Origin of the sequence: Actinopolymorpha pittospori, assembly GCF_014873875.1 — a bacterium.
In the GTDB taxonomy this organism is placed as follows: Bacteria; Actinomycetota; Actinomycetes; order Propionibacteriales; family Actinopolymorphaceae; genus Actinopolymorpha; species Actinopolymorpha pittospori.
On sequence record NZ_JADBEM010000001.1, the window covers coordinates 8,794,153 to 8,820,102 of the forward strand.

A 25,950-nucleotide genomic window follows, 5' to 3' on the forward strand; every position below is an offset into this window, starting at 1 on the left:
CTCTCTCACTCACTCCCAGCGCTTGCCTCGGAGAGCGCGCTCGCGCCCCCGACGATCTCGCTGATCTCTTGGGTGATCTCGGCCTGGCGGGCCTGGTTCGCTTCGCGGGTGAGCGTTCTGATCAGCTCCTCCGCGTTGTCCGTTGCCGACTTCATCGCACGCTGCCGGGACGCCAGCTCACTGGCCGCCGCCTGCAGCATGCAGTGGTAGATGCGGTTGCCGACGTAGCGCGGCAACAGCGCGTCGAGCACCTCGGCGGCCGACGGCTCGAACTCGTACAGCGGAAGGACGTCGGCAGCTGCCGGCGGCTCCTCCCCCTCGACGACCTCGAGCGGCATCAGCCGGATGACCTCCGGACGCTGGGTCATCATGCTGACGAACTGCGTGTAGACGACGTGGATCTCGTCCACGCCACCGTTCTCGGAGCCCGCCAGGAAGGCGTCGATCAGGGTCTGCCCGACGGTCCGCGCGTCGTCGTACTGCGGGTTGTCGGAGAATCCCGTCCACTCCGCCTCGACCTCGCGGCGCCGGAAGCGGTAGTAGGAGACGGCCTTGCGTCCGGTGAGGTAGGGCAGGACTTCCTTGCCCTCTTCACGCAGCTTCTCCGCGAGGCGCTCACCCTCGCGAATCACGTTGGACGAGTAGGCGCCGGCCAGCCCGCGGTCGCTCGAGATGAGCAACAGCGCCGCGCGCCTGGCGTTCGGCCGCTCCGTCGTGATCGGGTGGTCGACGTGGGAGAAGGTCGCCAGGGCCGACACCGCGCGGGTGAGCTCCCGGGCGTAGGGCGTGGCGGCCGCCGAGCGATCCTGTGCCTTACGGATGCGCGACGCGGCCACCAGCTCCATGGCTCTGGTGCTCTTCTTGATCGTCGTCACCGCACGGATGCGTTGACGATAGATGCGGATCTTGCCTGCCATCTGGCTCAGCCCCGCTTCTGCCGGACGATCTTCTCCTGCTCGACGCTCTCCGCCTCGAGCGGCTCGACCTCTTCACGACCGGCCTCGAGCAGCCTGCCGTCGGAGGTCTCGAAGGTCTGCTTGAAGTCGGTCACCGCCTCTTCGAGGGCGTTGACCGTGTCGTCGGAGAGTTCGAGGGTCTCCCGGATGGCGTCGAGGATGCCGCGGCGGTCGCGACGCAGGAAGTCCAGGAACTCCCCCTCGAACCGGCGCACGTCGGCGACCGGAACGTCGTCGAGCTTGCCGGTGGTGCCGAGCCAGACCGAGATCACCTGGTCCTCGACCGGGTACGGCGAGGACTGCGGCTGCTTGAGCAGCTCGGTCAGCCGCGCGCCACGGTCGAGCTGACGGCGGGACGCCGCGTCCAGGTCGGAGGCGAACATCGCGAAGGCCTGCATCTCGCGGTACTGCGCGAGCTCCAGCTTGAGCTGGCCGGCGACCTTGCGCATCGCCCGGATCTGGGCGGAGCTACCGACTCGGGAGACCGACTGACCGACGTCGACCGCCGGACGCTGGTTGGAGTTGAACAGGTCGGCCTGGAAGAAGATCTGACCGTCGGTGATCGAGATCACGTTGGTCGGAATGTAGGCGGAGATGTCGCCGCCCTTGGTCTCGATGACCGGGAGGCCCGTGAGCGAACCCGCGCCAAGCTCGTTGGAGAGCTTCGCGCAGCGCTCCAGCAGGCGGGAGTGGAGGTAGAAGACGTCACCGGGGTACGCCTCGCGGCCCGGCGGGCGGCGCAGCAGCAGGGACATCGCGCGGTAGGCCTCGGCCTGCTTGGACAGGTCGTCGAAGACGATGAGGACGTGCTTGCCGCCGTACATCCAGTGCTGGCCGATGGCCGAGCCGGTGTAGGGGGCGATGTACTTGAAGCCCGCGGGCTCGGAGGCGGGTGCCGCGACGATGGTGGTGTACTCCATCGCGCCACCCTCCTCGAGGGTGCGCTTGACCTCAGCGATCGTGGTGCCCTTCTGGCCGATCGCGACGTAGATGCAGCGGACCTGCTTCTGCGGGTCGCCACTCTCCCAGGCCTGCCGCTGGTTCAGGATCGTGTCGACCGCGACCGTCGTCTTACCGGTCTTGCGGTCACCGATCAACAGCTCGCGCTGGCCACGACCGATCGGGATCATGGAGTCGATCGCCTTGACGCCGGTCTGCAGCGGCTCCTTCACCGGCTGGCGGGCCATCACGCCGGGGGCCTGCAGCTCCAGGGCGCGCTGGCCTTCGAGGTTGCCGATCTCGCCGAGGCCGTCGATCGGCTTGCCGAGCGCGTCGACAACCCGGCCGAGGTAGCCGTCACCGACCGGCACGGACAGGACCCGGCCGGTACGCCGGACGGGCTGCCCCTCCTCGATCCCGGTGAACTCACCGAGGACGACCGCACCGATCTCGCGGACGTCGAGGTTCAACGCCATCCCGAGGGTGCCATCCTCGAACTCGAGGAGCTCGTTGGCCATCGCCGAGGGAAGGCCCTCGATGTGGGCGATGCCGTCACCGGCGTCGACGATGGTGCCGACCTCCTCGGCGGCCAGCTCGCTGGGCTGGTAGCTCGAGACGAAACGCTCCAACGCATCCCGGATCTCCTCCGGGCGAATCGTCAGCTCCGACATCTTCGTGGTCCCTGCTCTCTCGGCAATCTCGGGTGTTCTGCGGGGCGGTCAGCCGGCCAACCGGCGCCGCGCGTCATCCAGCCGACTGGCGATCGTGCCGTCGATGACCTCGGCGCCGAGCTCGATGCGTAGGCCGCCGAGAACCCCGGGGTCGACAAGGATGTTGAGGTGTAGGTCTTGGCCGTACTGGCGGCTTAGGGCGCCGGCCAGCCGGTCCTGCTCCGCGGTGCTGAGCTGCACCGCAGTACGAACGGTTGCCACCAGCCGGTCACGCCAGGCCGCGGCGATCTTGGCGTAGTTGTCGAGGGCCTCGGTGAGAGACAACCCACGCGGCGCCACCACGGCCTGCTCCACCAAGCGTACGGCGGCGTCAGGGGTCTTCCCCGCGAGGAGGGTTCGGGCCAGTTCGGCCCTTTTCTCCGCCGGGACCGCGCGATTCGTGAGCGCCAGTTGGAGCCGCTGCTCGCGATCCACCAGCCGACCGAACCGGAACAGACCGTCCTCGAGGTCGTCGAGACGCCGCTCCGCCTCGGCGGAACGCACCAGCGCCAGCACCCCGATCTCCTCGAGAGCGTCGCCGAGCGCGCGTACCCGCGACCAGGGAAGCCGGACGGCTGCCGTCACGAGCGCGAGCGCGTCCGTGCTGAGCCTGTTCTGGAAGAGGTTCGCGGCCAGCCCGGCCCGGTCGTCAGCGGACCGGGATGGGTTGGTGAGCGCACGGCGCAGGGTCGGCTGGGAGTCAACCAGCCCCACGACCGACAACAGCTCCGTGCCGAGGGCCCCGAGCTGTTCGGGCGAGCCCGTGACGGTCTGCAGCTGCTGCCGCAGGACCGCCACCGCCTCGCGCGACGTGCCGCGAATGTCTGTCATCGCCGCTCCCCGACCGACTCCTGCTGCTCGAGTTCGGCGAGGAAGCGCTCGACGATCCGCCGCTGGCGGCCGTCGTCCTCAAGTGCCTCACCGACGATTCGGCTGGCGAGCTGCGTGGACAGGTCGCCGATCTCGGTGCGCAGCTGGGCAAGTGCCTGCTGACGCTCCGCCTCGAGCTGGCCGTGCGCATGCGTGATGATCCGCTGTGCCTCGGCCTGGGCCTGCTCCCGCATCTCCACCACGATCGCGGCGCCCTGTTCCTTGGCCTCCTCGCGGATGCGGGAAGCCTCGTGCCGGGCCTCGGACAGCTGTGCCTGGTAACGCTCCAGGGCAGCCTTGGCCTCGGCCTGCATCTCCTCGGCTCGCTTGAGCCCACCCTCGATGGCCTCCGTGCGCTCGGCGAAGGCCTGCTCGAACTTGGGTGCGACGAACTTGCGTACGACGTAGAAGAGGATGGCAAAGACCACCAGGCTGAGAACGATCTCAACCGGGTGCGGGACGAGAGGGTTGACCTCTTCCGCCGCCGTGATCATCGACGTCATGGCTACCGCCTCTTGTGTGCGATCAGTGTGTGATCAGTTCTGGAAGACGAAGGCGAGCGCGATGCCGATGATCGCAAGCGCTTCGGCCAGACCGAATCCGAGGATCGCGATCGTCTGCAGACGGCTCTGCGCCTCGGGCTGGCGGGCCACACCGTTGATGTAGGCAGCGAAGATCAGGCCGATACCGACGCCCGGACCGATGGCCGACAGGCCGTAGCCGATGATGGCGAGCGAGCCTCTCATGCGCCATTCCTTTCGTTGGATCTGTCGTTCGATGGAATTGAGGGAAGAGCAGGATCAGTGTTCTTCCGCCAGTGCACCGGAGATGTAGTTGGCGGTCAGGAGGGTGAAGATGTACGCCTGCAGCACCTGAACCAGGAGCTCCAGGAAGAACAGCGCGATATCCAGCACCATCGAGATGACGCCGATCGGCTTGAAGAACAACACGCTGGAGTGGAACAGGAGGTACTCGCCACCGGTCGCGAAGAGGATCAGCACGAGGTGACCCGCGAACATGTTCGCGAAGAGTCGCAGCGACAGCGTGATCGGACGGACCAGGATGTTGGAGATGAACTCCAGCGGGACCAGCAGGAACAGCATCGGGAGCGACACGCCCCCAGGCACCGTCTGGTGCTTGAGGTAGCCGACGAAGCCCTTCCGCTGGATACCGACCACGTTGTAGACGAGCCAGCTCAGGATCGCGAGCGGATAGACGAAGCCAACGTGGGAGAACGTCGGGAACTGGATGAACGGAAAGATCCCGAAGAGGTTGTTCACCAGAATGAAGAAGAACAACGTCACGAGATACGGCACGAACTTCAGGAAGTCGTGCGACCCGATCACGTCCCGCGCGATGGAGTTACGCACGAAGCCGTACGCCATCTCGCCGCTGTACTGCAGCTTCCCGGGAACGACCGCTGCCCTGCGCGCGGCGAGGACGAAGTACGCCCCGACGATGACAGCCGCGAGGACGAGCAACGTCATCGGCTTGTCGATACCGGCGGCGTAGGGCGGCAGATCGAAGACGGCCGGCCCTGGCGGCGTGAAGCCCCCGTCCGCGGCGAGGATCATCGCGCTCACACGCGCTCCTCTCGTACTGGTCGAGAAATGGTGGAGGGGGTCACTGGCCGTCCTTGGGCTCCTCGTGGTGGCCGTACCGCTTGAAGATGAGGTACAGCGAGAGCGCAAGGCCGAGCAGGATTCCCACGGGCAGCAGGAATGAAGTTCGGAGATAGTGGTCGGCGAGCCAGCCGAGTCCGCCGTAGAACGCGACTCCGGCTACCAGGTAGCCGAAGGCGCCCCACGGGTCGCGCCCACGACCCGATTGCTCGGGGGACGGCTCGTTCTGCCTCATCGCGCACCGTACGGTAGCAGCCGACATGGACCTCACCGAGACCGGGGTAAAGGGAAGGTAATGTCACCGGACGCGGGGCACGGAAGGGGACGATCCCGCAGGTCAGGGCGGTCATGCCGAACCCCCGGTGGGCGTCTCCCGGTGCTCTGAGGAGGTCGTCGGACGCTCGTCGAGGTCGTAGATCGGCACCCGCATCCGGACGAAGGCGCGGAGTTCACCGGCGAGCCAGGTGAAGACGCAGGCCAGCACCGTGAGTGCCGTGGCAGTCCGGTTGAGTACGTCGTCAACCCCGTCGAGCGAGCCGAGCAGAGCGAGCAGGGCGCCGAAGACGACGACTCGGACGAAGTAGCTTCCAACCGCCACGAGCAGGACGACCTCGGGGTACATTTCGCGTACGGCTCGAAGTGCGATCAGTCCGATTCCGGAGAAGATCAGTACGACGCAGGCTCCCAGGAGCGCGCCGACCAACCCGTGCGTGCCGGCCACCAGCCAGCTCACCACCACGGCGATCGCCGCGACGGGGAGGGTCGGGAGCAAAGCACCGCGGAGCAGGGGGGTCACTCTGTCGGTCGTCATGTCGGCGGCCGTCCTCGCGTGCAGTCGTTCAAGGTTTGTGAAACTTAGCACAAGGTCGAGGCAAAAACCGAACCCCACCCCATCCCGCGTGATTCCCCCGACCGGGACCGGCCGCTTCGGACCGACCCAGACCCTACCGAGAACCAACGCGGCGCGCGCGACCGGAGTCGGATCGGACGGATCTCCGGCGGGTCGGACCGCGACTCAGAGTGGGTGCGGCAGCTTCCTGCGGCGCGGAAGTACAGCCGTCGCGAAGATGGCCAGCACCACCACCGCGCCGACCAGGCCCACGGTCAGCCAGGTCGTCCACAGCCCGATCGCGACCACGCCGAACGACATCAGTCCAGCCCAGAGGTACATCACGAGGACCGCGCCGGGATGGGAGTGGCCGAGCTCAAGGTGCAGTCGGTGGTGCAGGTGCTTCTGGTCGGCGTCGAAGGGCGACCGACCGGCCCGGGTACGCCTGATCACGGCGAGCAGCAGGTCGATGAACGGCAGCGCCATGACCGCGATCGGCAGCACCAGCGGCAGGACGGCCGGAAGCAGGCTCTGGCGGACGCCCGACGTCGTCATCACGCTCGGGTCGAGCCAGCCGGTGAGGCTGATCGTCGAGGCGGCGAGCAGCAGTCCGAGCAGGTAGGCGCCGGAGTCGCCCATGAACACCCGGGCGGGGAAGAAGTTGTGCGGGAGGAAGCCCAGGCACGCGCCCGCGACCACCACGGTCACCAGCGTCGCTGTGGTGGCGCGGTTGAGGGAGAGCCCGATCGTGAGGCCGTAGGAGTAGGTGAAGAAGGCCGCGGCGCCGAGGCACACGACGCCCGCGGCGAGCCCGTCCAGGCCGTCGACGAAGTTGACCGCGTTGGCCATCATGATGATGATCAGCGCCGAGACCACCGCGCTCTGTGACGGGGACAGTGACAACGTGGTGCCGTCGGGTAGCGGCAACCAGTTCAGCTGCACGCCGGACACGACGAGGATCCCGGCCGCGACGGTCTGGCCGGCCAGTCGGGTGATGGGGTCCAGGTCGACCACGTCGTCGACACCGCCCACCACCGCGATCACCAGACCGGCGAGCAGCACACCCCACACGTCGCCACGAAGCTCGGGCAGCAGCCCGAGGAAGGGCAGCTGGGTGGCGACGACGAACGCCATCGCGACGCCGCCGAGGACCGCGAGACCGCCGAGCCGCGGGATCGGCACGGAGTGAACGTCCCGGTCGCGGATCGGCGTGACCGCACCGATCCGGGCAGCGAACCGCCTGACCAGGCCACCCAGCAGGTAGGTGGTCCCGGCCGCGACGAACAGGACGAGGAGATACTCACGCACGCTTCGGGCACCCGGTCCTCTACCGGCCCACCAAGGCCGTGACGGTCACTCCGACAGCCTCGGCGATCTGGGCGCCAGCGGCCTCGTAGACCTCCATCGGACGACCGATCGGGTCCGGGATGTCGTCCTCGTCCGGACGGGCGGGGCGGACGGTGCCACGTCGCCGGGCCGCCGCCGCGACCAGCGCCCGGGACCGTTCGAGCGGATCCAGGGGCAGCTCCGCGAGACTCGCGCCCGGCAGGGAGCCCTCAGCCGTCGCCGCGGTGATCGCCGCGCTCGTCCGGGCGAACTCCGTGAGGGTGAAGCTGCGCCGCAGCGCGGTCGGATCGAGGGTCACCACCTCGCTGCGGTGGGACCGGGTCGCCGTGAGGACGAGGTCGGCCGCGCCGACGTGGGCGGGGGTGAGCTCGGCGGAGACGAAGCCGTCGGGGTTCGCGCCGTAGGCCAGGAGAACCTTCGCGGACTCCGCGGTCATCGACCGGCCGTCGTGGGTGCCGGTGCCGGCGCTGTGGACGGAGAACCTGCCGGCGTCCGGGCCGAGACTCCGCGCCAGGGCGGCGCGGGTCATCCGCTCGGCCATCGGGGAGCGGCACATGTTGCCGGTGCAGACGAACAGGATCGAGAAGGTGTTCACGGTCGCGTCCGCTCCTCGCTGTGGTGGGTGGCTTACTGGTGGGGGTGGTCCTCGAGGTCTGGCACGACGCTACGGAGGCGTTCGAAGGAGAGCGCTCCGGCCCGCAGGACCCGTGGCGTGGCGTTCGTGAGGTCCACGATGGTCGACGGCGTGGAGCCCGGCGTGGGTCCGCCGTCGAGATAGACCGCGACCGAGTCACCGAGTTGGTCCTCGGCCTCCGCGCAGGTCGTCGCGGGCGGCTCACCCGACTTGTTGGCGCTGCTCACGGCGAGCGGCCCGGTCTTGGCGAGGAACTCCAGGGCGAGCTCGTCGTCGGGCATCCGGACGGCGACCGTGTTGCCGGTGTCGCCGATGTCCCACACCAGGCTCGGTTGCTGGAGGCAGATGATGGTCAGCGCTCCGGGCCAGAACTTCTCGACCAGGCGCCGCCCGGCCTCGGGAACCTCGTCCGCGATGCCGTCGAGCGTCTCGACCGAGCCGACGAGCACCGGCGGCGGCATCGAGCGGCCGCGGCCCTTCGCGGCCAGCAGGTCGGCGACCGCCTCGGGGACGAACGCGTCCGCGGCGATGCCGTACACCGTGTCGGTGGGCATCACCACGAGGTCACCACGCCTGATGGCGGTGGAGGCGATTTCCAGGCCAATGGTGCGTTCGTCTCGATCCGCACACGTATAGCGTTCGCTCACAGTCGCTCATCGTGCCATGTCGACGTGTGACTTCGCCGAGCAGCCGGTTCAGCGCTCGACACGGCGTGCCGTGACGAAACGGTTCCGGCCGGCCAGATCGAGGTGGTCACGCACCCGCTCCCACCGACCGGTGCCGGTGAACACCGCCGGAGCGCTCTCCCCCTGCACGTCGGCGTGCTCCACGACGACGTGTCCGCCGGGCCGGAGCAACCGGGAGGCGGAGCGTTCCACCATCCGGATCGCGTCCAGGCCGTCGGTTCCCGACCACAGGGCCAGGGCCGGATCATGGTCGCGGACCTCCCGCTCCACCGACTCATACGCCTCGAGCGGGATGTACGGCGGGTTCGCGACCACCACGTCGACCGTGCCGTCGAGCTCCGGGAACGCCGTCGCCGCGTCACCGCGGACCAGCGTGACGGTGGTCAGCGCGAGGTTGCGTTCGGCCCAGGCGTGCGCGGCCGGGTCCAGCTCCACGGCGTAGACCCGTACGCCGGGGACCTCCCCGGCGATCGAGGCCGCGACCGCGCCGGAGCCGGTGCACAGGTCGACCGCCACCGGCGGCTCCTCCGACTCGTGGGCCAGCTCGGCGAGGACGTCGATGGCCCAGCCCGCGACCACCTCGGTCTCCGGGCGCGGGATGAAGACACCCGGTCCGACGAGGATCTCGAGGTAGCGGAACGGCGCGGACCCGGTGAGGTGCTGCAGCGGCTCCCGAGCCGCCCGGCGGGTGATCAGCGAGTCGAACCGGCGCTCCTGGTCAGGCGTGAGGTCCGGGCCGCCGAGCCCGACCCGCGACCGCGGCAGGCCCAGGAGGTACGCCAGCAGCGTCTCCGCGTCGTGGCGTGGCGAGGCCACCCCGGCGGCCTCGAGTCGGCGGGCCGCGGGTTCGAGCAGGTCGCGTGCTCCGGTCATCCGGGCTGGTTCTCCAAGCCGGCGAGGCGCTCGCGCTGGTCCGCGTCGAGCAGGGCGGTCACGACACCGTCGAGGTCTCCGTCGAGCACCTGGTCGAGGTTGTACGCGGTGTAGCCGACGCGGTGGTCGGTGATGCGGTTCTGCGGGAAGTTGTAGGTGCGGATGCGTTCGGAACGGTCCACGGTGCGAACCTGGCTGCGCCGTGCCGCCGCGGCCTCCTGGTCGGCCGCCTCCTGCGCGACGGCGAGCAGCCGCGACCGCAGGATCCGCAGCGCCTGCTCCTTGTTCTGCAGCTGGCTCTTCTCGTTCTGGCAGGACACCACGATCCCGGTGGGCAGGTGCGTGATCCGAACGGCGGAATCGGTCGTGTTGACGCTCTGGCCGCCCGGTCCGGAGGAGCGGAACACGTCGACCCGCAGGTCCTTGTCCTCGATCTCGACGTCGACGTCCTCCGCCTCGGGGAGGACCAGCACGCCGGCCGCCGAGGTGTGGATGCGGCCCTGGGACTCCGTGACAGGTACCCGCTGGACCCGGTGCACGCCGCCCTCGAACTTCAGCCGGGCGTACGGCGTATCCCCCGGCTCGGCGCCGGAGCTCCGGCCCTTCACCGCGAGGGTGAGGTTCTTGACTCCGCCGAGGTCGGACTCCGCGACGTCCAGCGTCTCGGTCTTCCAGCCATGGCGCTCGGCGTAGCGGAGGTACATGCGCACCAGGTCGCCGGCGAACAGCGCGGACTCCTCGCCCCCCTCACCGGCCTTCACCTCGAGCAGGACGTTCTTGTCCTCGTTCGGGTCCCGCGGCAGGAGGAGGAGACGCAGACGTTCCGCGAGGGCCGCCTCCTCACCCCCCAGACGCTCCGCCTCCTCGGCGAAGCCGGCGTCCTCACCCGCGAGCTCGCGGGCCGCCACGAGGTCGTCGGACACCTGCCGCCAGGCCTCGTATGCCGACACGACCCGGCCCAGCTCGGCGTAGCGACGCCCGACCTTGCGCGCCGTCGCCTGGTCGGCGTGGATCGCAGGATCGGCGAGGCGGCGTTCGAGGTCGGCATGCTCGGCGAGCATCGCCTCGACGGCTTCGAACACGGGCGGCCTCCTACAGGGCGGCGAGATTCGCGAAAGGGACGGGCCACGGACGCGACAGCGCCGGCCATGCGAGTCCCTTCGGGGGACCCGCCGACCGGCGCTGGACGCTCGCTACTTCTTGTCCTGCTTGCCCTGCCTGTTCTGAACCTGGGCATAGCGCTTCTCGAACCGCGCCACCCGGCCACCGGTGTCGAGCAACTTCTGCTTGCCGGTGTAGAAGGGGTGGCAGTTCGAGCACACGTCGGCATGCAGGCTGCCACTGGTGCTGGTGCTACGCGTGGTGAACGTGTTGCCACACGTGCAGGTCACCGTGGTCTCGACGTATTCGGGGTGAATGTCGGGCTTCACTACGTTTCCTCCGCTCTCGAGGCACCGGGTCGCCATTCGCCGTCGGGCGGGCGTGAACCGGAGCCAGCGAATCAGTGTGCCATCTGAGGCACACGGCTGCTCAACCGCCCCGGCCCTTCCCGCATTCCCGGGCGGAACGGGGCGAGGGCCCCGACCACGCAACTCGCGCGGCCAGGGCCCTCGTGTCGTTTCGTGTCGCTTCTTCACGCCGGTGTCCCGGCGCATCGTGCCTGGGCTGGTGTCAGTCCTCGTCGCGGTCGCGGGAGGACGACGAGGCCGTCGGCATCGTCTTGTTGATCTGCATCAGGAACTCGACGTTGCTCCGGGTCTGCCGCAGCTTCTCCAGGACGAGCTCGAGGGCCTGCTGGCCGTCCAGGCCCGACAGGACCCGACGGAGCTTCCAGACGATGCCGAGCTCCTCCCGACCCATCAACAGCTCCTCACGGCGGGTGCCGGAAGACACGACGTCGATCGCCGGGAAGATGCGCTTCTCGGAGAACTCACGACGCAGCCGCAACTCCATGTTGCCGGTGCCCTTGAACTCCTCGAAGATCACCTCGTCCATCTTCGAACCGGTCTCGATCAACGCGGTGGCGAGGATGGTGAGCGATCCGCCGTTCTCGATGTTGCGGGCCGCACCGAAGAACCGCTTGGGCGGGTACAGCGCGCTGGAGTCCACACCACCGGACAGGATCCGGCCGCTCGCCGGCGCCGCGATGTTGTAGGCGCGGCCGAGGCGGGTGATCGAGTCGAGCAGGACCACCACGTCGTGCCCGAGTTCGACCAGACGCTTGGCCCGCTCGATCGCGAGTTCGGCGACCGTCGTGTGGTCGTCCGCCGGACGGTCGAAGGTGGAGGCGATGACCTCACCCTTGACCGTGCGCTGCATGTCGGTGACCTCCTCAGGGCGCTCGTCGACGAGCACGACCATGAGGTGGGCCTCGGGGTTGTTCTGGGTGATCGCGTTGGCGATCGCCTGCAGGATCAGGGTCTTACCGGCCTTCGGCGGTGAGACGATCAGACCGCGCTGGCCCTTACCGATCGGCGTGACGAGATCCATGATGCGGGTCGTCGGGTTGTTGGCCTCCGACTCCAGCCGCAGTCGCTCCTGCGGGTAGAGCGGGGTCAGCTTGCCGAACTCCGGACGCTGCTTGGACAGCTCGGGGTCGGCGCCGTTGACCGTGTCGACGCGGATCAGCGGGTTGAACTTCTCCCGCCGCTCGCCCTCGCGCGGCTGCCGGATGGCGCCGATGATGGCGTCACCCTTGCGCAGGCCGAACTTCTTGACCATGGCCAGGGAGACGTAGACGTCGTTCGGGCCAGGCAGGAACCCGCTGGTGCGGACGAAGGCGTAGTTGTCGAGGACGTCGAGGATGCCGGCCACCGGGATGAGAACGTCGTCCTCGGCGAGCTGGGGCTCGGGGTCGTAACGGTCCCGGCCACCGCGCCGGTCACGGCCGCTCTCGCGTTCGCGCCCGCCGCCGCTGCTGCTGCCGCCTTCGCGGTCACGGAACCGGTCGCGGGAACGCCGGCGCCGGCGCCGGCCGCCGCCTTCCTCGTCGTCGCTGTCGCGGTTGTCGCGGTTGTTGCGACCGCTGTCGCGGCTGGAGTCGCGGCTGTCGCGGCCACCGTCGCGGTCGCGGTTGCCGCCACGGCCACCCTCACGGTCGCCGTCGCGTGCCTCACGGCCGTCGCGGTTGGACTCCCGGCCGCCCTCGCGGCCCTCGCGGCCACGGGGAACGTCGTCTCGACCGGAGGACTCGCGACCGCCGTCGCGTTCCTCGCGGACGATCTCCGCCGGTGCGGTGCCGTTCGGGTGGTCGCCCTGGGTTTCGGTCCCCTGGCGGTTTTCGGGGTGCGCGGCTCGCGTCGACCGCCCGTTACGGCGCTGGCCGTTGGCCTGCGCGGGGGCGTCCTGGCCGGGGGCGGCGATGTCGCCGCCGGCCGGCTGCGCGGAGCCGGTGTCGTTGATGTCGATCTGGGTCTGCTCTCCTCGCGTCGATGCGCGGGACCCGCGCTTCGCGGCCGGGCGCGACGCGGGGGTCTCGTCGGCCGCAGCGGCCGGGGCGCTGCCAGACTGCGCCGCCTTGATGGCGTCGATCAGCTGGCTCTTGCGCATCCGCGCGGTCCCGGTGATGCCCAGTCCCTGCGCGACCTGCTGCAGCTCGGCGAGCACCATGCCTGTCAGGCCACTCGCGCGGCGCCGCGTGCGAACCGGACCGTCGTTGTCCGACGAACCAGCCATGACGGCGTCGGGGGCCTGCGAGGTGGTGAGATCAGTGGTATCGGTCACGTGAGGTCCTTCCCACGCGTGATGTCGGCCGTGGTGATCGCGTGCCAACCTGTCGAATGCCGGCGAATTGCCGGGTCCTCCCTGGTGGAGTCGTGCACGTGCGCACGAATGTGGGTCTCACGACGAGTCCGGGTCCGCCACCTGCGCCCTTTATGCACAAAGAGTGCAAAGAGCCACAGAAGGGACGCCACAGAGTCTGTTGACAGCGAAAGAAACGCTTCCCGGAATCGTGGCGAGATGGCGCCAAGCCATAACATGGGCTCGGGCCCGTCACGGAGCCTAACAGAATCTCTCCGATCTGGCTTCTCCCCGCTGCACAACATCCTTCCCCGGTCCCTCATTCCCTGCACCTCCGATCAGCACCCGGGCTCCGGAGCGGTCGAGTGGGAGCAGGTGTACGACATACCCCTCGGGGGCGTGGGTCCGAAGCTCTTCGCCCTGCCCTGCATGGGCGAACGCCAGCACGGTCGGGCCCGCGCCCGACACGACGGCCGGGTGCCCGTGCGCCCGCAGGTCCGCCACGAGCGCGGCCGAACCTGGCATGGCGGGGACACGGTATGACTGGTGCAACCGATCCTCGGTCGCCGCCATCAGGAGGTCGATGTCGACGCCTCCGGCGCCCGAGCCGTTCCCGGGCACCCTGTCCCCCTCCTGGCTCGCCCTGTCCCCCTCCCTGCTCGCCATGGACGTGAGCGCCGCGACGAGCAGGGCCGCCCGGCCGGCGTTCAGCGCGGCGTCCCCGTGGGGCACGAGAGCGGGGAGGAGCCCCCGGGCGGCATGCGTCGACACCGGCGTCTCCGGCACGAACAGCACCGGATCGAACGGCGCCGGCTCCAGACGGACGGCATGCGCGATCGCCTGGGCATCAGTCCACGCGACAGTCAAGCCGCCACGCAGACAGGCAGCGACATTGTCGGGATGTCCTTCGAGTTTTGTCGCCAGGGCGAGCATCTCGGCCTCGTCGAGGTGGTCCGCGGACTCCGGGACCAGGGCCCTCGCCGCGACCACACCCGCCACGATCGCCGCCGCCGACGACCCCATGCCACGACCGTGCGGAATCCGGTTGGTGCAGGTGAGGGTGAGGCCGGGCGGCTGGCCGCCGACCCGCTCCAGGGTGGTCCGCAGTGCCCGGACGACCAGATGGCTGTCGTCCTCGGGTACCTCTCCCGCCCCGTGCCCATGGACGCTGATCCGCAGACCCTCAGGGGCGACCGCGACCTCGACCTCGTCGTAGAGGCCGAGCGCCAGGCCGAGCGCGTCGAAGCCCGGCCCCAGGTTGGCACTCGTCGCGGGTACCCGGACCCGTACCGGCTCAGGACGGAACGCCGGTGTGCCCATGCGCTACCTCTCTCGCTGGCGTGCTCAGCGCAGTTCCAACGCCCGGGCCGCCGCGTCCGGATCCGGTGGCACGACCAGCTTGACGAGGTCTCCCGCCGCGGCCAGTGCGGTGTCCACGTCCTTCAGCCCATGCCCCGTCACCGTGATCACGACACCCTGCCCGGGATCGACCAGGCCGGCCGCGTGCGAGCGCAGCAGTCCGGCCACGCCCACCGCCGAGGCCGGTTCGACGAAGATCCCGTCCCGGGCGGCCAGGCGCGCCTGGGCGGCGAGGATCTCCTCGTCAGGAATGGCGTCGATGCGCCCGCTCGACTCCTCCAGGGCGGCAACCGCTTCCTCCCAGCGGGCCGGGTTGCCGACCCGGATGGCCGTCGCGACCGTCTCCGGGTCCTCGACCGGAGCTCCCGCCACGATCGGCGCGGCACCGGCGGCCTGGAAGCCCCACATCCGGGGGCGCCGCGTGGCGTGCCCCGCGGCGGCGTACTCGCCATAACCCGCCCAGTAGGCCGTGATGTTCCCGGCGTTCCCGACCGGCAGCAGATGGAGGTCCGGGGCGTCGCCCAGGACGTCGACCACCTCGAACGCCGCCGTCTTCTGCCCCGCGAGCCGGAACCCGTCCCGGTTGGCGGAGTTGACCAGGACGACCGGGTACTCCTCGGCAAGCCCGCGGGCGAGCTTGAGACAGTCGTCGAAGTTGCCGCGTACCTGCACCAGCCGGGCACCGTGGACGATCGCCTGGGCCAGCTTGCCCTGCGCGATCCGCCCCTCCGGGACCAGGACGACCGGCTGCATCCCGGCCCGCGAGGCGTACGCCGCGGCCGAGGCACTCGTGTTACCGGTGGACGCGCAGACGACCAGCTTCACCCCGGCCTCGGCAGCCTTGGACACCGCGACCGTCATGCCGCGGTCCTTGAACGAGCCGGTCGGGTTGGTTCCCTCGACCTTGATCCGTACGTCGCAGCCGGTCAACTCCGACAGCCAGCCCGATGTGACGAGCGGCGTACCACCCTCGCCCAGGGTGATCACCGGCGTCTCCGGACCGACCGGCAACCACGATCGGTACTCCTCGACGACGCCCCGCCAGGGCCGTGGCATTTCAGCCATCAAGCCTTCTCCTCGCTCACTGCGTCACTTGCCTTCGAGCTTCTCCCCCACCCGCCGTTGGATGAAGACAGCTGCTCGGCCAGTAGTTTCCGAGCCCCGGCCCAGCGTCAGGCCGGCGCCCTGGATCAGTTGTCCCGACCTGTCAACGACCGGTGGCGGGAGTCGGATCCCCGTTCACCCGTCCCGAGCCCCAGATTCTTCGGTCGGGTTCGGCTCCTCGTTCACCTCGCGGGCGGCGGCGCTCGTCCCTCACACCACCGACCACTCCGCTCACTTGTCCCCGAGCCCCTCCGTACTCATGGTCGGGTTCGGCTCCTCGTTCACCTCGCGGGCGGCGGCGCTCGTCCCTCACACCACCGACCACTCCGCTCACTTGTCCCCGAGCCCCTCCACACGCATGACGCTGGTCACCTCGCGCACGCTGTCGAGCTCCTCGAGGTCATTGACGGTAGCGGCAAGGGCCCGGTCGGCTGCCTGGTGGGTTACCACGACGAGCTGGGCATCCTCGCCACGCCCCTCCTGGCGCACCGTCTGGATCGACACGCCCTGCCGGGAGAACGCTGCCGCGACGCTCGCGAGCACCCCCGCGCGGTCGTCCACGGCAAGCGAGATGTGGTAGCGCGTGAGGGTCTCCCCCATCGGGTGGACCTCGAGCTGGGCGTAGGTCGAGGCAGCCGCCCCGCGCGCGGACTGGACGCGGTTACGGGCCACCGTGACGAGGTCGCCGAGCACCGCACTGGCCGTCGGCGCACCACCCGCGCCCGCGCCGTAGAACATCAGCTGCCCAGCCGCGGCGCTCTCCACGAACACCGCGTTGTAGGCCTCGCGGACGCTCGCCAGCGGGTGGTCCCGGGGGATCATCGCCGGGTGCACGCGAACGCCGACTCCACTGCCGTCGGCGGACAGCTCGGCGATCGCGAGCAGCTTGACCACGCACCCCATCGCGCGCGCGCTCTCGATGTCGATCGCGGTGACCTCGGTGATGCCCTCCCGGTGGACGTCGGAGGCCAACACCCTGGTGTGGAAGGCCAGTCCGGCGAGGATCGCCGCCTTGGCTGCGGCGTCGAAGCCCTCGACGTCAGCGGTCGGGTCGGCCTCGGCGTAACCGAGTTCCTGCGCCTCCTCCAAAGCCTCGGAGAAGCCGGTCCCCTCGGTGTCCATCCGGTCCAGGACGAAGTTGGTGGTGCCGTTGACGATGCCGAGGACCCGTCGTACGCGGTCGCCGGCGAGGGACTCCCGCAGCGGTCGGATCAACGGGATCGCCCCGCCGACCGAGGCCTCGTAGTAGAGGTCGGCGCCGTGCTTCTCGGCGGCTGCGAACAGCGTCGCGCCGTCCTCGGCGAGCAATGCCTTGTTGGCGGTGACGACCGACGCGCCGTTCTCCAGGGCGGCCAGGATCAGCGACCGCGCCGGTTCGATGCCGCCGATGACCTCGATCACGAGGTCGATGTCGCCACGACGGACCAGGGCGGCCGCGTCGGTCGTGAACAGATCGGGATCGACCGGGACATCCCGGCGCCGACCGGCCCGCCGCACGGCGATCCCGGCGAGTTCGAGCGGGACCCCGACCCGAGCGGCGAAGTCGGCCTGGTGCGTGACCAGCAACCGGACGACCTCCGTACCGACGACGCCACAGCCCAGCAGGGCAATCTTCAGCGGCCGGACGTCCGACTTGTGAGGCTCCGAGGACTGCTCACCCATGCGTTCGGCCCTTCGTCTCCTTCGTCAACTATCTGCCTGCCCAGTCTCCGAGACGCCGCAAATTATTGCCCGTCTCGTCCATGATTCGAGACGATGTCTCACGGTTCGTCAGCCGGTGCCGAGATGAGGTCACCAGACGTCGAGCCGGAGCAGGTCCTCTTCGGTCTCCCGTCGCACGATCAGCCGGGCCTCGCCGGCCCGGACCGCGACGACCGGCGGCCTCGGGACGTGGTTGTAGGTGCTCGCCAGCGACCGGCAGTAGGCGCCGGTCGCGGGGATTGCCAGCAGGTCGCCGGGGTGCACGTCGGCCGGCAGAAACTCGTCCTTGACGATGATGTCGCCCGACTCGCAGTGCTTGCCGACGACCCGGCTCAGGGCCGGGGGCGCGTCCGACCACCGGGACGCGAGGGTGCAGGAGTAGTCGGCGTCGTACAGCGCGGTCCGGACGTTGTCGCTCATGCCACCGTCGACGGCGACGTAGGTACGCGAGGCTCCGGCGTCGAGTTGGACGGTCTTCACCGTGCCGGCCTCGTAGAGCGTGAACACCGCGGGACCCGCGATGGCACGGCCGGGCTCGACTGACAACCTCGGCTTGACGACGCCGTAGGCGGCGCACTCGTGCTCGACGATCGCGCCGAGTTCGGCGGCGAGCTGCGCCGGCGACTCCGGGTCGTCCTGGGTGGTGTAGGCGATGCCGAATCCTCCACCCAGACAGAGTTCTGGTAGCTCGACGCCGTGCCGGTCCCGGATCTGCGCGTGCAGTCCGACCACCCGGCGGGCGGCGATCTCGAAGCCCGAACTGTCGAAGATCTGTGAGCCGATGTGGGAGTGCAGGCCACGCAACTCAAGCGCCGGCTCCGCGAGAACCCGCTCGGCCGCGGCCGCCGCGTCACCGTCGGCGAGGGAGAAGCCGAACTTCTGGTCCTCGTGGGCGGTCGCGATGTATTCGTGGGTGTGGGCCTCCACGCCGACCGTCACGCGGACGAGGACGGGCGCCCGGACGCCCCGGTCGGCAGCGAGCTTGGCGAGGCGGGTGATCTCGTCGTGGGAGTCGACGACGATCCTCGCCACCCCCGCGTCGAGGGCACGGGCGAGTTCGGCCTCTGACTTATTGTTGCCGTGGAAGGCGATCCGCTCCGGAGGGAACCCGGCCCGCAACGCCACGGCCAGCTCACCACCGGTGCAGACGTCGAGCCGCAGACCCTCCTCGGCGACCCAGCGGGCGACCGCACCGCACAGGAACGCCTTGCCGGCGTAGTAGACGTCCCAGCCGTCGAATCCCGCGCGGAACGCCTGGCAGCGGCCGCGGAAGTCGTCCTCGTCCACGACGTAGGCGGGCGTGCCGAACTCCTCGGCCAGCTTGGTGACCTCGACCCCGGCGACCGTCAGGACACCATTGGCACCCTTCGTCACGTTGTGCGGCCACAGGGACGTCACCAACGCGTTCGGATTCTCCGGGGACCGCAGCCATTCGGGGCTACGGTGGCCGGCGCCGGCGTGCAGCGCACCGGCTTCGTGGGATCTGCTCACCCGCCCATCCTGACGCCTCCGGCCGGATCAGGCGTGACCGGGGCGACACTCTGACGGAAAAACCAGGTCAGATGTCAGTAGGCCCGCTCACGGCGGCGTACGAGGGCGGCGTTCTTCTCCAGACGTACCCGTTCGGCCTCGTAGTCGGGCCGCGCCTCCAGCCACCGGGCGAGGACCTCCTGCTCGTCGACCCGGATCATGTCGTCGAGCACCACCACGGCGTCGGAATGCAGGTGGTCGACGAGCAGCGGGAACGCGGGATAGCGCGAGTGCCGGCCGGTGTCGGCGGGTGGGCCGTCGACGAAGAGCAACTCGATCCCGGCCAGGTCGTCCCAGGCCGAGCGGGCGTACCACTGGTAGGTCTCGCCGCCCAACTCGACCGGTTCCAGCGGGGCGTGGCGGATGTCCACGTATGCCCCGAGTTCGTGCCGCTCGACCATCGCCAGGGACGTCTCGACGTAGGACTCCTGGTGCTCGAGCGCGACGACGCGGCCCTTGATCTCGAACCGGCGCAGCACCATCGCGAGCCACAACGTCGAAGCCCCGCTCCCGCACTCGACGATCAACGCGGGTTCCTGGCGCTCGACGATGGAGGCGAGCAGCAACAACAGATCCGGGGAGGCCGCCCAACCGCGGGTCTGCGGCATCGGCCGGTCGACATCGCTCAGGGCGTAGAGGTTCTGCAGGGCCTCGATCTGCCGGAAGGTCACCAACAGGTCGACGGCGACACCCTTGCGGGTCCGGGTGATCACGTCCGCCGAGGCCTTCCGGACCAACGCATCGACCTCGGCGCGACTCAGGACGTCTCCGGAGAGCTTCCGGAGTTCGGATCGCACGGCCGCCATGTCCTCCGCGACCCCTGGCCCGATCCTCGCGATGTGCCCGAGCCGCTCGATCTGCTCGTCGAGCCGGACCGCCTGCCGGTCGAGCCGGGCCATCACCCGGCGGTGCTGACGGTGCGTCTGCACCAGGCCGGCGACGAGTGGCCCCAACGCCAGCAGCACCACCGTGATGCCGATGTCGACGCTGGCCAGCAGCGCGAACACGACCACCGCGCAGCACCAGGCGACCAGCGCCAGCACCACCCAGGACCTGCCCCAACCGCGTTTTCCACCGCGGCTGGACCCCGCTGTCATCTGGCGCCTCGGCGCTCGAGCCGTCGGCGGACACCGGTCCGCAACTGCCAGTAGCGCAACGTGAGCGCGCCCAGTTTGGAGGCCTTGAGCCGGCTGTGCTGGCGCTCGAGTGTGCGGTGCTGACGCTCGAGCGAGGCGTACTTCTGCTCGGCGGAGGTCCGCGCCGCGGTCTCTGCGGCGAGCTCCCTCGTGAGCCGGGTGAGGTGGCCGAGCAGCGCGGTCTCGCTGTCGAAGCGGGCGTCGGCACTGGTCTCCTGCGACTCCGCCCGGCGCCGCCCCGTGACCTCGAGGGTGCGCGCCATCGTCTCGAGCCGTCCCAGGATGTCCGAACCACTGCCCGCGCGGTCGGCCCGCAGGACGGCGCACAGACGCCCGTCCAGGGTCGCGACACCAACCCACACCAACCCGGACAGGTCGACCGGGTCCGTCGGGTCGGTCGCCGCGAGCGGGCTCGACGTCGATGTCGCGGAGGTGTCGGCGAGGGTCGTCTCCGCGGGCAGCACCACGACGTTGCCGCCCGGGCGAACCTGCGTACGAGCCCGGCTCAGGGCGGTGACGCTGAGCGCCGGTCCGAGCGCGGGACCATCGACGACCACCGTGTCGTACGTCGTCGCGGCGGCCTCGTCGCCGGCCTCACCGGCTGGGGGATTTGTGGCGTTGTCGGAAGGGCGCGCGGTCAGAATCGCCACGGACGCCCGCTGGAACGGCAACGCCAGACCCGATGGGGCCGATCCGGTCGTGAGCACCAGAAGGTCGGAGCCCGACCATTCCGGTGTCGCCTCGACAAGATCCACCGACCGCGGCGCGGATTGTGGCACCTTCGTCCTCCTGCCACCGATTGACGCGACGACCGCGCCAGACATTAGCCAACCACCTTACGGACATCCATCCGCAGGCCCGCCAACAAGTTGATAACGTACGCCCGCGACGCCAGGCGCCGGCGTACAAGCAGGTCCGCGCCCCCGGTCCAGGCATATGGGAGTGTGGACGCCGGTGCCGGCCGGGTCAATTACCCGCGCCGCCAATTCAAGGGGAAACAAGTGGTGAACGAGAAGCCGACACAGGGCGACAGCCATCCCGTGAACGTCGGCGACCGCCCCTGGCAGGCGCACTCGGAGGAACGCGCGGTCGACGAGTCGGTGGTCGCGGCCTGGAGCGAGGCTCTCGCACAACTTCGGTCCGCGAGCGACCAGACCTCCGCCGCCTCCCGTCCCGCTCCCCTCTCGCGCGGACTGACCCTGGTGGTGTCGGCCGTACCCGGCGACGACCTCGCGGGCTGCCTCGACGCCGTCGCGCACCAGTCGCTCGCACCGGACCACTACGACGTCCTGGTCGTGGTCGACGGACCCGTCGCCGCCGTCGAGCCGGCTCTTCACGGCCTCACCGCGGCGGGGGTGAGCGTGCGGGTCATGCAGGCCGCGCCGGGCATGCTGCGCGCCCGCGACGCGGGCCTGGCCGCCTCCCGACGTCAGCTCACCGGTTTCCTGGCCGCCGGCGACCGGATCGGGCCTGACTATCTCGACCGCATGGTCGCCGCGGCCGATCCCGCCTCGGTGATCCTGGCGACCGGCGCGGAGAACGCCCAGGCCGAGGCGACGCTGCCGACGACGGTCACGGGCACGGTCGTGCCGACCGCGCTGGCCCGCCGCGCGAGCGCCGACGATGCGTCAGACGGCCACGACGACGTGGTCTTCCTCGCCACGTTGCTCACGACGTACGGCTGCGAAGCCCGACCAGTGCCGCTCACGGGTCCGGCCGCGTACCACCAGGACCCGAACGTCGGTAGCGGTGCGGACAGCCGGGCCATCGACCAGGGTCCGGACGACTTCGACATCCGGGTCATGGGCCCGATGAGCGTCCTGCGCTCCCTGGACGGCCTGAGTCGGGGGTGTTCACCCAGCACCCTCGCCCTGGTGCGCGCCCACATCGACACCGAGGTCGACCGGATCAACGCCCACCTGCGCGCCCACCCCGACGACCATGGGCGGGTGGTCGAACTCCTCGACGCCCACGGCTTCGACTACTTCCCCTACGAGCGCCTCAACCGCGGCCGGGCCCGCGCGCTCGCCGTGGCCTACTGCTTCGCGCCGTACAACGACACGAGCGCCATCGTGATGGCCAAGCGTGTGCGCGACCGTCAAGACATCGTTGACGCGGTGTTCAACGTCATGGACGGCAAGCGGGAGAAGGATCCGAGCATCCGTCGGGTCAGCGGACCCTACGTCGAGAACGAGATCGCCGTCGACACTCCGACGTACTTCTCCAACTGGGCGTCGATCGAGGCATTCCGCGAGCTCGGCCTCGAGCGCATCGCCGAGATCGAACGCGTGAAGGGCCCCTACGAACGCGTCTACAGCCGCGTGATGTGGACCGCCTCCCACTTCCTCGCGGCCGCCTACAAGATGCGCAACTCCGCGACGACCTGGACGGCGGAGTTCTCCGACCCCGCCGCACGGGACGTGCAGGGCGAGGTGCGGAGTGCACCTCTGTCCGAGAGTGCGTTCCTGGACGAGGTACGCGCCGAGGTCCGCCGGCGTGGGCTCCCCCTCCTGGTGTCCGACAACGTGCTGGACTGGTGTGAGTACATCGCCTACGTCTTCGCCGACCGGGTCGTCTTCACCAACCCCAACCAGCTCGAGTACATGCTGAGCTACGCGCCGGTCCCGGAGGCCGCCGCGCTCGCGCGGGAGAAGGCGGTCATCTCCCCGCACCCGACCCTTCCGCCGGCCTTCTACTCGATGGTCGAGCAGTCCTACCCGCTGGACGCTTCGCTCGTCCACCTCGCCTATTTCGGCAACTTCTACGCGACCCGCGGCCTCGGTGACGTGCTGACCGCGCTGGCCGGACTCGAGCCCTCGATCCGCGATCGGATCCGGCTCCACGTCTTCACGGGCAAGGCCACCGAACTACGCAAGCACATGGACGAGTTGGGCATCGCCGACCTCGTGGTGATCAACCCGTTCGTGCGGTTCCTCGCGTTCCTCAACATGGCCTCGAAGTTCGACTGCCTCATCGTCAACGACGCCGTGACGGCCGACAAGCATGCCCGCAACCCCTACCTGCCGTCGAAGTGGAGCGACTACGCCGGCAGCGGGCGGCCGGTCTGGGGGCTCGTCGAGGCGGGCAGTCCGTTGAGCACCCAGCCGCTGCACCACGCCTCGCCGGTCGGCGACATCGCCGCCGCCCAGGACGTGCTCCGCAAGCTCGCCGCCATCGCGGACGCCCGGTAGCCACCTACCGCCGTCCGCCGGCGTGGCGGTGTCCTACGCGTGACGACAACACCGCCGTCCCGGCATTGACGACGACAACGCCGCCGACGTGGATGCGGGGCGTCGCTCACTCGCCGAGCAGGACGGCGCGGAAGTGGGGCTCGACGACCGACCAGTCGAAGTTGGCGACGACGTGTCGGCGGGCCGCCGCTCCCTCCGCGTCGCGGCGTTCCGGGTCGGCGAAGGCCAGGATCCGTTCGACCGCTTCCTCCGGGCGCTCGACCACCCACTCGGTCGGGAACACTCCACGGGCGCCCTCGTAGGACGCGTACATCGGCCAGTCGCGCATGATCGGTACGGCTCCGGAGGCCGCGCCCTCGGTCGGGCCGACCGGGAATCCTTCGCGTCGGCTCGCGCTGATGACGAACCCGGCGTCACGCAACACCTCGGGCAGATCAGTGGTGTAGCCGACGTAGACCAGCCCGTCACGAACGTCGTCGGCCGCGGCTCGCTCGCGGAACTCCTCGCGGTAGGCCATCGCGCCGGCGTGGGCCCGGGCGTTGAAGTCCCGGCCGATCAGCAACAACCGCCAGCGCGGATCGGTGGCCCGCAGCTGGGACAGCACGTCCAGCGTCCACAGCGGATCCTTCACCCGCTGTGCCCAGCCCACCATCGCGAGCGTCCGCTCGGCACCGGGTCGCTTCGCCAGACCGAACCGCTCCAGCCGCATCTCGTTCGGCACCACGTGGCGACCGGGCACGGCGGCGAGTTCGGGGACGGCCCGCTCCAGCAGTTGGCGTACGTGACCGCCGACGAAGATGACGTCGGACACCCGGGACCAGTCGATCATGTGCGGCTGATGGGAGATCGCTTCCAGGCTGTGTACCCGGACCACGATCCGCGCGGCCGCCGGCGCGTGCATCGTCACCCACAACGCCGCGTTGTCGCACCAGTCGACGAAGATCGTGTCGGCCCAGCTCAACAGGTCGCTGTCGGCCTGCGCGGGCGCCGGGAACTCCCGGCCCACTCCGTAGGCGAGCCGGTCCGTGATCAGCGTGGCTCGCTGGTTGCGCCGCGAGACGCCGGGCTCGCGCAGGTTGAGCACTCGTAGTTCGACGTCTGGTTCCTCGGCCAGTGCGCTGATGATGCCCTGGGTGAAGTGGGGGTAGTCACCGGGAACGACGAGCACGCGGTGTGGCGCCGGTGACCCGGGCAGCCGCGGCGGCGGGGACGCTGCCGCGGGAACGCCGGTGCGTTCCGGGCTGTCGGGATCCGCCAGGACGCCGGCCATCGCCCCGGCCGGCGCCCGTAGCGCCCGGAACGTGAGCGACTCCCGCAGCGGCGCCAGGAAGCCCACCGGGTCGCTGACCAGCGGACTCTCCAGGACGTCCGCGTGCAGCTCCCGGTTGAGCACGGCCTCGATGGCCTGGACGACCATGTCGGCGACGGCCGGAAGGTCTCCCGCGCGGAGCGCCTCGTCGGCGTGGGCCAGCAGCTCCCGGACGGAGGCGGCGAGTTCGTCGGCCGGATAGCCACCGGCGGCGATCTGGTTGGCGACGAGCGCCACCCGCAGCGCTGCGTGGACGGCCGGTGACAGGTCGAGGCCCAGGGCCGAATGGGCGACCGCCTCGGCCGCCTCGAACGCGTGTGCACGACGCAGGGCGTGGACGATCGGGAGCGCCTCGGCCACGAGTTCGTGCAGCCGCGGCTCGTCCGGGGCCGCGGCCACCCGTCCCCAGGCGGCCACCACCTCCTCGGCCGTGGTGCGGTCCAGACCGCTTCGCAGCAGCCGCCGCAGCGGGACGGTGGCGGCGAGCTGGGCGACGATCGCGTCGAAGGACGTGTCACTCGCGCTGAGCCTGACCGCGCCCTTGTTGTGCGCCGCAGCGCGCTCGGCCGCCGGTGCTGCTGCCGCGTCGGCCGCGACGATCAGGTCTGCCCTGGTGGCGCGGCGCCGGATCCACGGGTCGTACTTCGCCAGCAGCCACGCGCGGCGCTCGGGACGCGCCACTCGAGCCCAGCCGCGCACGACCGCGTTGCGTGCCACGACCCGCGCCCAGCGCTTGGAGAAGCGGGGCGGCGCCACGCCGTCGCGGCGGCCGCTGAGGCTCATCCGGAGGACGCGGGTTTCGGCGACCTGCCCGTCCAGGGCCTCGTCGAGATCGGCAGAGTCCCCCGAGGCGGTCGTGGCGACGCGCACGGTCAGTCCCGCGGAGCCGAGTCGTTCGACCAGCCCCACCAGACGCGGGGTGTTGCCCCGGTCACCGACAATGAGCAGCACCTCGGTCATAAAACGCCACAAACCTCACGTCGTGGTCCTACGCCATTGCTGCGGTCGCCGCCGGCTCGGACGTCTCCAATGCCCGCCGGATCGGCCACCACACGTCGGATCGACACCCGCGGGCGTTCTTTCGGGGGGCAGACTATAGGCCAGGCCCGAGAGCGGGTCGCATTAGGAGACCGTGTCCATGCGGCGTACGACCGCGGTCGGCTCGGATCACGCCCGCGTCGACAGCGTGGACGGAGATCTCCGCACCGAGGCGAACTGACGGCAAACCCTGGCTGACCTGGTGCTTGACGAAACTGAGCCGCGCATCGTCAAGACATCGTTGACGAGATGCCCGGGGACGTCGGCGACACGCCACGCGCCGCCGGCGAGGACGCCGGATTCGGACCCAGGCCACGTAGTCGGCGGGTCTCACTTCGTGAACACGCCACTGGACCGCGTCGCCACCCGGGCGAG

Annotated in this window: 23 protein-coding genes; 1 reads left to right on the forward strand and 22 read right to left on the reverse strand. The window is 69.9% G+C overall.

Translation table 11 applies throughout. The features are described from left to right. Window positions 1–5 precede the first annotated feature (5 nt). The 21 genes from HEB94_RS40720 to HEB94_RS40820 form a co-directional block, all read right to left on the reverse strand. Window positions 6–917, reverse strand: a complete 912-nt coding sequence (locus tag HEB94_RS40720) for a F0F1 ATP synthase subunit gamma (RefSeq protein ID WP_192754775.1) — start codon at window positions 915–917, stop codon at window positions 6–8. A gap of 5 nt (window positions 918–922) precedes the next feature. Beyond that, entirely contained in the window at window positions 923–2,566 is a 1,644-nt protein-coding gene (atpA, locus tag HEB94_RS40725) for a F0F1 ATP synthase subunit alpha (protein ID WP_192754776.1), read from the reverse strand. Window positions 2,567–2,614: 48 nt separating this feature from the next. Next, a complete protein-coding gene (locus HEB94_RS40730) occupies window positions 2,615–3,436 on the reverse strand; it encodes a F0F1 ATP synthase subunit delta (RefSeq protein WP_192754777.1) in 822 nt (273 codons plus the stop codon). Then, window positions 3,433–3,978, reverse strand: coding sequence for a F0F1 ATP synthase subunit B (locus tag HEB94_RS40735; protein ID WP_192754778.1), 546 nt, complete (start codon window positions 3,976–3,978; stop codon window positions 3,433–3,435). The genes HEB94_RS40730 and HEB94_RS40735 overlap by 4 nt, the downstream gene beginning before the upstream one ends. Before the next feature lie 33 nt (window positions 3,979–4,011). After that, complete coding sequence (gene atpE, locus HEB94_RS40740) at window positions 4,012–4,221, reverse strand: ATP synthase F0 subunit C (protein WP_192754779.1); 210 nt, start codon at window positions 4,219–4,221, stop codon at window positions 4,012–4,014. Between the two features lie 54 nt (window positions 4,222–4,275). Beyond that, entirely contained in the window at window positions 4,276–5,049 is a 774-nt protein-coding gene (gene atpB / locus HEB94_RS40745) for a F0F1 ATP synthase subunit A (RefSeq protein WP_192756997.1), read from the reverse strand. A 49-nt stretch (window positions 5,050–5,098) separates the two neighbouring features. Continuing rightward, window positions 5,099–5,332 carry a hypothetical protein gene (locus HEB94_RS40750; protein WP_192757218.1) on the reverse strand — a complete coding sequence of 78 codons (234 nt, stop codon included), beginning with the start codon at window positions 5,330–5,332 and terminating at the stop codon, window positions 5,099–5,101. A gap of 111 nt (window positions 5,333–5,443) precedes the next feature. Beyond that, the gene (locus HEB94_RS40755; protein ID WP_192754780.1) at window positions 5,444–5,908 is read right to left on the reverse strand and encodes a Cg1360 family ATP-synthase-associated protein; all 465 of its coding nucleotides are present in this window, start codon (window positions 5,906–5,908) and stop codon (window positions 5,444–5,446) included. A 204-nt stretch (window positions 5,909–6,112) separates the two neighbouring features. Continuing rightward, a complete protein-coding gene (locus tag HEB94_RS40760; RefSeq protein ID WP_192754781.1) occupies window positions 6,113–7,234 on the reverse strand; it encodes an MraY family glycosyltransferase in 1,122 nt (373 codons plus the stop codon). 19 nt (window positions 7,235–7,253) lie between these two features. Then, on the reverse strand, window positions 7,254–7,868 hold the full coding sequence (locus HEB94_RS40765) for an arsenate reductase/protein-tyrosine-phosphatase family protein (protein ID WP_337918280.1): 615 nt from the start codon (window positions 7,866–7,868) through the stop codon (window positions 7,254–7,256). A gap of 32 nt (window positions 7,869–7,900) precedes the next feature. Next, window positions 7,901–8,554, reverse strand: a complete 654-nt coding sequence (locus HEB94_RS40770) for an L-threonylcarbamoyladenylate synthase (protein ID WP_192754782.1) — start codon at window positions 8,552–8,554, stop codon at window positions 7,901–7,903. Window positions 8,555–8,602: 48 nt separating this feature from the next. Further along, a complete protein-coding gene (gene prmC / locus HEB94_RS40775; RefSeq protein ID WP_192754783.1) occupies window positions 8,603–9,466 on the reverse strand; it encodes a peptide chain release factor N(5)-glutamine methyltransferase in 864 nt (287 codons plus the stop codon). Continuing rightward, window positions 9,463–10,548, reverse strand: a complete 1,086-nt coding sequence (prfA, locus tag HEB94_RS40780) for a peptide chain release factor 1 (RefSeq protein WP_192754784.1) — start codon at window positions 10,546–10,548, stop codon at window positions 9,463–9,465. Before prfA ends, prmC begins: the two co-directional genes overlap by 4 nt. Window positions 10,549–10,659: 111 nt before the next feature. After that, entirely contained in the window at window positions 10,660–10,896 is a 237-nt protein-coding gene (gene rpmE, locus HEB94_RS40785; protein WP_192754785.1) for a 50S ribosomal protein L31, read from the reverse strand. 241 nt (window positions 10,897–11,137) lie between these two features. Then, the gene (gene rho, locus HEB94_RS40790) at window positions 11,138–13,189 is read right to left on the reverse strand and encodes a transcription termination factor Rho (protein ID WP_420481558.1); all 2,052 of its coding nucleotides are present in this window, start codon (window positions 13,187–13,189) and stop codon (window positions 11,138–11,140) included. A 279-nt stretch (window positions 13,190–13,468) separates the two neighbouring features. Continuing rightward, window positions 13,469–14,527 carry a homoserine kinase gene (gene thrB, locus HEB94_RS40795; RefSeq protein ID WP_192754786.1) on the reverse strand — a complete coding sequence of 353 codons (1,059 nt, stop codon included), beginning with the start codon at window positions 14,525–14,527 and terminating at the stop codon, window positions 13,469–13,471. Window positions 14,528–14,551: 24 nt separating this feature from the next. Next, a complete protein-coding gene (thrC, locus tag HEB94_RS40800) occupies window positions 14,552–15,631 on the reverse strand; it encodes a threonine synthase (RefSeq protein ID WP_192754787.1) in 1,080 nt (359 codons plus the stop codon). 369 nt (window positions 15,632–16,000) lie between these two features. Next, the gene (locus tag HEB94_RS40805; protein WP_192754788.1) at window positions 16,001–17,332 is read right to left on the reverse strand and encodes a homoserine dehydrogenase; all 1,332 of its coding nucleotides are present in this window, start codon (window positions 17,330–17,332) and stop codon (window positions 16,001–16,003) included. 129 nt (window positions 17,333–17,461) lie between these two features. After that, window positions 17,462–18,862, reverse strand: coding sequence for a diaminopimelate decarboxylase (gene lysA / locus HEB94_RS40810; protein ID WP_192754789.1), 1,401 nt, complete (start codon window positions 18,860–18,862; stop codon window positions 17,462–17,464). A gap of 74 nt (window positions 18,863–18,936) precedes the next feature. Beyond that, window positions 18,937–19,998 carry a class I SAM-dependent methyltransferase gene (locus HEB94_RS40815; protein ID WP_192754790.1) on the reverse strand — a complete coding sequence of 354 codons (1,062 nt, stop codon included), beginning with the start codon at window positions 19,996–19,998 and terminating at the stop codon, window positions 18,937–18,939. Next, complete coding sequence (locus tag HEB94_RS40820; RefSeq protein ID WP_192754791.1) at window positions 19,995–20,816, reverse strand: hypothetical protein; 822 nt, start codon at window positions 20,814–20,816, stop codon at window positions 19,995–19,997. Before HEB94_RS40820 ends, HEB94_RS40815 begins: the two co-directional genes overlap by 4 nt. Before the next feature lie 225 nt (window positions 20,817–21,041). Between HEB94_RS40820 and HEB94_RS40825 the strand changes: the two genes are divergently transcribed. Next, window positions 21,042–23,228, forward strand: a complete 2,187-nt coding sequence (locus tag HEB94_RS40825) for a glycosyltransferase (protein WP_192754792.1) — start codon at window positions 21,042–21,044, stop codon at window positions 23,226–23,228. A gap of 106 nt (window positions 23,229–23,334) precedes the next feature. Here the strand turns inward: HEB94_RS40825 and HEB94_RS40830 are convergent, their stop codons facing one another. Further along, the gene (locus HEB94_RS40830) at window positions 23,335–25,497 is read right to left on the reverse strand and encodes a glycosyltransferase family 4 protein (RefSeq protein ID WP_192754793.1); all 2,163 of its coding nucleotides are present in this window, start codon (window positions 25,495–25,497) and stop codon (window positions 23,335–23,337) included. Between the last annotated feature and the right edge of the window lie 453 nt (window positions 25,498–25,950).

Excerpts from the sequence above, each read along its gene's own strand:
- thrB (WP_192754786.1), bottom strand. The coding sequence starts at position 14,527 with ATGGGCACACCGGCGTTCCGTCCTGAGCCGGTACGGGTCCGGGTACCC.
- HEB94_RS40830 (WP_192754793.1), bottom strand. The coding sequence starts at position 25,497 with ATGACCGAGGTGCTGCTCATTGTCGGTGACCGGGGCAACACCCCGCGT.
- atpE (WP_192754779.1), bottom strand. The coding sequence starts at position 4,221 with ATGAGAGGCTCGCTCGCCATCATCGGCTACGGCCTGTCGGCCATCGGT.
- atpA (WP_192754776.1), bottom strand. The coding sequence starts at position 2,566 with ATGTCGGAGCTGACGATTCGCCCGGAGGAGATCCGGGATGCGTTGGAG.
- HEB94_RS40720 (WP_192754775.1), bottom strand. The coding sequence starts at position 917 with ATGGCAGGCAAGATCCGCATCTATCGTCAACGCATCCGTGCGGTGACG.
- HEB94_RS40735 (WP_192754778.1), bottom strand. The coding sequence starts at position 3,978 with ATGACGTCGATGATCACGGCGGCGGAAGAGGTCAACCCTCTCGTCCCG.
- thrC (WP_192754787.1), bottom strand. The coding sequence starts at position 15,631 with ATGGCTGAAATGCCACGGCCCTGGCGGGGCGTCGTCGAGGAGTACCGA.
- prmC (WP_192754783.1), bottom strand. The coding sequence starts at position 9,466 with ATGACCGGAGCACGCGACCTGCTCGAACCCGCGGCCCGCCGACTCGAG.
- HEB94_RS40750 (WP_192757218.1), bottom strand. The coding sequence starts at position 5,332 with ATGAGGCAGAACGAGCCGTCCCCCGAGCAATCGGGTCGTGGGCGCGAC.
- HEB94_RS40805 (WP_192754788.1), bottom strand. The coding sequence starts at position 17,332 with ATGGGTGAGCAGTCCTCGGAGCCTCACAAGTCGGACGTCCGGCCGCTG.
- atpB (WP_192756997.1), bottom strand. The coding sequence starts at position 5,049 with ATGATCCTCGCCGCGGACGGGGGCTTCACGCCGCCAGGGCCGGCCGTC.
- HEB94_RS40730 (WP_192754777.1), bottom strand. The coding sequence starts at position 3,436 with ATGACAGACATTCGCGGCACGTCGCGCGAGGCGGTGGCGGTCCTGCGG.
- HEB94_RS40815 (WP_192754790.1), bottom strand. The coding sequence starts at position 19,998 with ATGACAGCGGGGTCCAGCCGCGGTGGAAAACGCGGTTGGGGCAGGTCC.
- HEB94_RS40755 (WP_192754780.1), bottom strand. The coding sequence starts at position 5,908 with ATGACGACCGACAGAGTGACCCCCCTGCTCCGCGGTGCTTTGCTCCCG.